The sequence below is a fragment of the Rhodococcus sp. UYP9 genome (assembly GCF_040547235.1).
In the GTDB taxonomy this organism is placed as follows: Bacteria; Actinomycetota; Actinomycetes; order Mycobacteriales; family Mycobacteriaceae; genus Rhodococcoides.
Map to the genome: position 1 here is coordinate 1 of NZ_JBEPPH010000015.1, position 8,256 is coordinate 8,256.

An 8,256-nucleotide genomic window follows, 5' to 3' on the forward strand; every position below is an offset into this window, starting at 1 on the left:
TACCGCAGAAACCAAAATCTCCGGCAACAACCGACCCACCACCGACACACCACCACGCACCGGCACCAACAACTCACGCTCGGACACCGACAACAAATCGAGCTGTCCCATGAGTAGGTCCGGCATCGTTGCGAACGCCGTCAACACTCGAACGATGCGCTCGACGATCGATTCGACCTCCGTCGATCCGAACAGTTCGGGAAGGTATTTGGCTTCGATGTGCAGTTGTTCGTTCGCCATGGCGACCAGGGTCAACGGGTACTGAGCGGTATCGCTGCCGTCCAGGATGTTCGACACCCGCATGCCCGCGATGTCGGTGTCATCGGAAAGCCCTGCCCGATCGACCGGATAGGACTCGAACACGGTGAGCGTGTCGAATGCGACTGCCGGTCCGACCGCACGCTGGATCTCGGTCAAACCGAGATAGTGATGGTCCAACAGACCAGCCTGTTCCGACTGGAGTCGAGCGATGAACTCGCCCAGCGTCTCCCGTGGGTCGAGTGTGACGCGAACCGGCAACGTGTTGATGAACAACCCGATCATCGATTCGATGTCGTTGATCTCGGGCGGTCGACCGGACACCGTCGCACCGAACAATACGTCGTTGCGTCCAGTGAGCGTACCGAGGACTGTTCCCCATGCAGCCTGGACGAGCGTGTTGACCGTGACCCCGCGTTCGCGTGCCACCCCGCGCAGTCGATCGGTGTCCGCGGCCGACAGTGATGTCAGTACACGTGCTGCAAGCGTCGACTCCTGCCGACGGCTTTCGATCGGCGTCAGCAACGTAGGTTCGGACAGCCCGGACAATGCTTCGCTCCACGCAGACCGTGCGCTTGCTGCATCGCGGCGACTCATCCATTTCAGATAGTCGCGGTACGCAGGTACGCGGGGCAATATCGAGTCGTCGCCGTCCGTTGCGTACAACGTCAGCAGTTCGCGGATGAGCAGAGGCGTCGACCAACCGTCGATAAGGATGTGGTGATTGGTCATGACCACTCGCCACTCGCCCGGATGGACGTCGATGAGAGTGAACCGCAGGAGCGGTGCCTCGGCCATGTTGAAGCGCGTAGCGCGATCGGTGGCCATGATGCGTTCGAGTTCGATCTGCGCCGCAGACTCGTCCAGTCCGGTGAGGTCGAATTCGTTCCATGGCACCTCGACGTCACGTTCGACGATCTGTACGGAATCGCCTTCCATGTTGTGCACGAAGGCAGTCCGCAGGTTTGCATGCCGGTCGAGAAGTCGCTGAGCGGCCCTCCGGAAACGCGTCCGATCCAGTGTTCCACCCAGCTCCAATACCAACTGGACGATGTAGGCATCGACGGACTGGTCGGACAACTCGGCATGGAACAGCAGGCCGGATTGGAGCGGTGACATGGACCAGATGTCCACGAGCTTCGGATACCTGGACTCGATGTCGTCGATGGCAGCTTGATCGAGCTGCACCAAGTCGAGATCCGACGGGGTGAACCCACCGGCGTCGCCACTACGTGCGTGCTGTGCCAGACCGGTCAAAGCCCGCACCCATAGCGCGGTCAGTTCCTCGACATCGTCGGAATCGAGCACGCCCGACGGAAAAGCGAAGGTGGCTTCGAGAACTGCGCCTGCCTCACCCGTCGTGGTCACCGCGTTGATGTCCAGCACCGCTGCTACCGGCAGATCCGAGTTCTGGACGTCACCGATGTCCGCATCGTCGACAGGTAGCCAACCCACGTCACCGAGGTTGTCCGGGATTCCTGCGCTGTAGCGACCGAGATAGTTGAAGCTGATCTGCGGACTGGGGTGTGCGGCGAGCGCATCCCGTGACTGCTCGTCGAGGTAGCGAAGCATGCCGTAACCGATTCCGTGATCCGGTACCGCCAACAGGTGTTCCTTGACCGATTTGATCAAGCTTCCGGCGGATACCCCACCGTCCAGAGCATCGTCGATGTCTGTGCCCGACAGGTCGATTCGAACAGGGAAAATGGTGGTGAACCATCCGAGAGTACGCCCTAGATCGGCACCAGGCACCACGTGATCTTCACGTCCGTGGCCTTCGAGGCTGACGAAGACGTCGTCGTCCACTGCGTCGTCGTCCACTCCGCCTCGAGTACGGCGCCACGCTGCGATTGCCAGCGCGAGTCCGGCCATCAATCCGTCGTTGACACTGCCATGGAAGACATCGGGGATCGTAGTGAGTAGATCCTCGGTGACCGCTGCGGAGAGCTCGACGTCGATTCGCTGCACCGTGTCGTACACATCGACTGCCGGATCGAGTGGACGAGATCCGATCAACTGATCGGGACCGTCCAGCACCTTTTGCCACAATTCGAGCTCGCTGCGGCGATCTACAGCTTCGTCTCGGAGACCGTGGGCCCAACGTCGCATCGACGTTCCCACCGGCGCGAGTACGGGCTCTTGGCCGGCGACTATTTGTGACCAGGCAGATGCCAAGTCCGGCACTAGAATTCGCCACGATACACCGTCGACTACGAGGTGGTGGGCGACGATCAGCAACCGGGACGGCTCTGAGCCCGCATCGAACCACACCAACTGCAGCATCGACCCCGCGGCCGGATCCAACCGGCCTGCAGCTCGATCGAGCTCGGCCGACGCCAAAGTCGAGAATTCGCGACCCGAAGCCGAATCCACGCCTACGCGGCGGGTGATCTCGGCGGCAGCGACCGCCCCTGCCGGACGAACGTCCATTGCCCATTCGTCTTCTTCGTGCTGCAGACGAGCGCGAAGCATGTCGTGGTGGTCGAGGACGGATTGCACTGTGCGCTCGAGCACCGTTTGTTCGATCCCCGGTGGCAAGGTGAGCAGTGCGGTCTGCGTATGACGATCGAACAGTCGAGTCCGCTCGATCATCCAGGACACGATCGGCGTCAGCGGTACGTCGCCGACTCCGCCGCCTGGAAGTTCCTCCAAGATCGCGGCGTCCGCATCATCCACCGACAGTGCGACCTCGGCCAGCCCAGCGACGGTCTTACGTTCGAAGACATCACGTGGTGACAGAACGAAGCCCGCCGCTTTTGCGCGCGAGACCAGTTGAATCGACATGATGCTGTCGCCACCGAGGGCGAAGAACGAGTCGTCGACACCGACATGATCGAGCCGCAACACCTCCGCGAAAAGGCCGGCCAGCATCTTCTCGACCGGAGTATTCGCGTCGCGGCCGGATTCTGACCTGTTGTCGAACGTCGGGTCCGGTAGTGCTCGACGATCGAGCTTGCCGGCGGGGGTCAGCGGAATCGCATCGAGTTCGACGAATGCCGTCGGAACCATGTGAGCGGGCAACGATGCCGCAACATGCTCACGCAGCGCGCGTACATCGAACCTGCCATCGGCTGTCGGCAAGACATAAGCAACGAGAATGGTGTTTCCTGCAGGACCGGTAGTGCCGACGGTCGTCACGAAGTCCACGGATGGATGCGCAGAAAGCACACTGTCTATCTCGCCGAGTTCGATGCGGAAACCTCGGACCTTGACCTGTGAATCACTGCGTCCGACGAACTCCAATGCGCCCTCGCGGTTCCAGCGAACGATGTCACCGGTGCGATACATGCGTGACCCGACCCCATCGAACGGGTTCGCGACGAACCGCTCGGCGGTCAGCCCGAGACGTCCGTGATAACCGCGGGCAAGAGCCGGTCCCGCGAGGTAGAGCTCTCCCGGTACCCCGACCGGGACCGGATTCAACCGCTCGTCGAGTACGACCTCGACGAAACCTATTGTCGGCGAGCCGATGTCGACGGGTGACCCCGGGGACATGCTGGTGCTGATCGAGGAGAAAATAGTCGCCTCGGTGGGGCCGTAGGCATTGAACATCGACCGCCCCGGTGCCCACCGAGCAACCAATTCCGGAGGACAGCTGTCGCCGCCGGTAGCGATGACCTCGAGCCGGGTCAGACCGACCGGGTCCACGGATGCCAGAGCTGCGGGTGTAACGAACGCATGGGTGACCTGCTGCTCCGCGAGCAACCGGCTCAGATCGGGCCCGCCGTACATCGCCGGGGGTGCGATCACCATGGTGGCCGCGCCGCCGAAGGCCAACATGAACTCGAGAATCGAGGCATCGAAACTCGGGCTTGCGAACGCCAGGGTGCGCGAGGCCGGCGTCACCCGGAATCGGGTGCGTTCCTCCTCGGCGAGGTTGAACAGCCCCCGGTGAGTGACAACGACGCCCTTCGGAACACCCGTCGAACCCGAGGTGTAGATCAAATAGGCAGCGTCGTCGAGTCGCAGCGGCCGAATACGATCGACGTCGTGAACTGCCTCGCCCGAGTGTTCGGCGATGGCGATCGTCTCGTCGGCGTCGTCGAGTAGCACCCACTTCGTCGCCGAGAGTCCCTGCAGTTGCGGCGCGTCTGCCGACGTGGTGAGACCGATGACGGCTCCCGAATCGGTCAGCATGTGTTCGATACGGTCGGCTGGATACGTCGGATCGACGGGGAGGAACGCCGCACCAGCCTTGGTCACAGCCCACAGTGCAACGATGGTGTCCGCCGAACGCGGCATGGCCAGAGCAACTACCGTGCCGGGACCTGCACCGAAGCCGACCAACGCGCGCGCCAGCTGCGACGAGCGGGCATCGAGTTCTCCGTAGCTGATGACCGCGTCTTCGAACCACACGGCGTCTGCTGCAGCACCGGATGCAGTGACCGCTGCCGTCAAAATGTCCGGCAGCAGACGAGCGTCGCCAGCTCGCGCACCGCGAACAGGCGCCAGCGCACCTCGCTCGTCGACGGACAGCACATCTATGTCCCCGACAACGATGCTCGGTTGCGCAGTCACTGCCTCGAGGATCACCTGTAGACGCGTCGCGAACCCCGCCACCGTCGACTCGTCGAACAGATCGCTCGCGTAACGGAACGACGCTTCGATGCCCGACTGAAGACCGGAATCTTCGAACGTCTCCGAAATCGTCAACTGCAGGTCGAAGTTGGCTATGTCATTGGCAAGCTCGACGCCCTCGATCTCGAGGCCGGGCAATGTGATGTTCGGTCGATCGGTGTGCTGGAACTCGAGCATGACCTGAAAGAGAGGCGTGTACGAAGCCGATCGAACCGGTTCGAGCGCGTCGACGACACGCTCGAACGGTATGTCGGAGTGCGTAAAGGCGGCCAGGTCGGCGGTACGTACTGCGTTCAGCACGGTGTCGAAGGATGCCGATCGGTCGAGCTCGGTACGTAGCACGAGTGTGTTGACGAACATGCCGACCAGATCGTCCAGTGCAGCATCGCCACGTCCTGAGATCGGTGTACCGACCGAAATATCTGCGGAGGCAGACAGAGCCGACAGCAGTGCCACCAAGGATGCGTGAACGATCATGAAGACGCTGGAGTCACGGGAGGTGGCCAACTCGGCCATCCTGCGATGAAGCTCGCCGTCCAGCTCGAAACAGACTTCCGCCCCTCGGAACGATGCCTCGGCCGGGCGGGGCCGATCGTACGGGAGCGGGAGGATTTCAGGGGCCCCGGACAACGTGTCGACCCAGAAAGAGAGCTGAGTCGACATCAGTGACGCCGGATCTGACTCCGAACCCAGGAACTCGCGTTGCCACAACGAATAGTCCGCGTACTGAACGGGTAGCGGTGCCGGGGTGGGGGCATCACCGCCAGCCCGAGCGCTGTACGCGACGATGAGGTCACGGGCTAGAGGAGCCGTGGAGAAGCCGTCGGACGAGATGTGGTGGACGACGAAGGCGAGAACGTGCTCGTCCCTGCTGACTTCGATCAATCGGGCACGAATGGGAACGGATCTGGAGACGTCGAAACCGGTCGCTGCGATCTCGGCGACCAACTCGGCCACGTGCTCTGGCGCATGGGCGCGAACAGGAGTCAGGTCGGGTTGAGCCTGGCGAGATTCGAGAATCGATTGGACAGGCCCGTCGTCGGTCAAGGGAAAGACCGTCCGCAAGGACTCGTGCCGGTCGATCACATCACCGATCGCGCTGCGCAGCGCGCCGACATCGAGGGTGCCGGTCATCCGCATCGCGAAGGCGACGTTGTATGCGGCGGAGGACGTGTCGTATTGGTTGATGAACCACATGCGTTGTTGTGCGAGCGAAACCGGAATGGAATCGGGGCGCACGACAGAGGTCAATGCAGGGCGTGGATCGGTCCGGTAACCCTGAGACTCGACCGTCTCGGCAAGCGCCCGCACCGTAGGTGCGTCGAACAGGTCGCGGACTGTCAATTTCGAACCGAGGGTGGAATTGACGCGTGCCACGAGCCGCATCGCGACGAGCGAGTTCGCGCCCAGGTCGAAGAAATTCTGTGTGACGCTCAGTTGTGAAGCACCGAGCAGATCGGCGAATTCCGCTGCGATTATTTCTTCCACAGGGTTCTGTGGGGTGACGATTTCCAGGTCTGCCGTCCCGAACTCTGGCTCCGGCAGCATCTTTCGATCGAGCTTGCCGCTGGCATTCAGGGGAAACTCGTCGAGTTCGAGAAACAGAGACGGAACCATGTAACTGGGCAGCGACCCGGCCAGCGACGTGCTCAATTCGGCGTTATCGAGGGTATGCCCACGAGTAGAAACTACGTATGCAACCAGCACCTCACCGGTCGCTTCGTTGCTGTGGACGATGGCCACGGCCTGCGCGACCGCCTCGAGGCGAAGCAAAGCGGTTTCGACTTCTGCCAGTTCGATACGCAAGCCGCGAAGCTTCACCTGGAAATCTGTGCGTCCTAGGTATTCGAGGTTGCCGTCAGCGCGCCACCGCACCAGGTCCCCGGTGCGGTATATCCGAGCGCCTGGCTCACCGAAGGGATCGGCGATGAACCGATCCGCGGTGAGGTCACCTCGTCCGACATATCCTCGCGCCAACTGGATCCCGGCGAGGTAGAGCTCCCCCGGGGCCCCTATCGGCGCAGGCTTCAACGACGCATCGAGCACATAGACGCGAGTGTTCCACACCGGCGCTCCGATAGGAACAACGGTGAGATCTGTTGCGGAGCAGGAGTAGTACGTTACATCGACTGCAGCCTCGGTCGGTCCGTACAAGTTGTGCAGATCGGCATCGGAGAATTCGGTGAACACTGCGACGGTTGCCGGCGGCAGCGCCTCACCACTACAGAACACCAGCCGCAGCGACGCGCAGTCGTTCGAGTATGCGCCGTCGGTGAACACCGCCAACATCGATGGGACGAAGTGCACAGTGGTGATGTGCTCACGAAGAATCAAGCGCGACAGATACTCCGGATCGCGATGCCCGTCTGGTTCGGCGATGACAAGCTTTGCGCCGACATGAAGAGGCCAGAAGAATTCCCACACCGACACGTCGAACGTCGCGGGAGTCTTCTGCAAGACATTGTCCGAAGGTTCGAGGCTGTACTCGTTCTGCATCCACAGCAACCGGTTGACGATCGACTTGTGGCTGACGGCAACGCCTTTCGGACGTCCGGTCGAACCCGAGGTGTAGATGACATACGCGGTGTTGCGGCCGCTGAGGGAACCGTGCCGTTCGGTATCGGTCACGGTGGCGGTGCTGCGGTCGGACACATCGATCAGATCCACTGCGAGGACAGGATTCGCGACGGAAACGTTGATCCAGTCGCGGCTGGTTGTCAAGATGCAGACAGGTGCAGCGCTATCGATGACATACGCCGATCGATCGATCGGATGGTCCGGATCGATCGGGACATACGCGGCGCCGGCCTTCACAATCGCGTACATCGCCACCAGCAGATCCGTCGAGCGACGAATCGCGAGCCCGACATGGGTCTCCGGGCCTACTCCGAGTGAAATCAAATGACGAGCGAGCTGATTCGAACGTTCGTCGAACTCGCGATAGGTCACATGTTCATCCTCGAAGACCAAAGCAATCGAGTACGGACTTCTGGCCACCTGCAGATCGAACAGAGTATTGAGCGTCGGATCAACTCCGACAGTCTCCGGCAGCTCGTGATCGGTCGCATTCCACTCTTCGAGAACTCTCTCGCGCTCTCGGGTCGAAAGAATCTCGACATCGCGAAGCGTGGTGCCTGGGGAAACTGATATCGAGCGGAGCAGCCTGAGGAATCGGTCGACGAAGTTGTCGATCGTCGATCGATCGAACAGGGCGGTCGCATAGGTGAACGCCGCATTCAGGGTGCCGGATTCGGTTGCGGATTCATCGACCCTCAGTTGCAGATCGAACTTGGTGGTCCCAGTGGACAACTCCTCGAACGCAACGTCGAGGCCGGGTAGTTCGAGGTGTGCGCTCTGGTTGTTCTGGAATTCCAATAAGACCTGGAACAGTGGTGAGTGATCGGTGGAACGTGTCGGTGC

1 protein-coding gene is annotated in these 8,256 nt (G+C 61.5%); it reads right to left on the reverse strand.

Annotation, left to right across the window (positions count from 1 at the left end; translation table 11 throughout):
* A partial coding sequence (locus ABIB36_RS21835) for a non-ribosomal peptide synthetase (RefSeq protein WP_354563599.1) occupies positions 1-8,256 on the reverse strand: 8,256 nt, incomplete at both ends.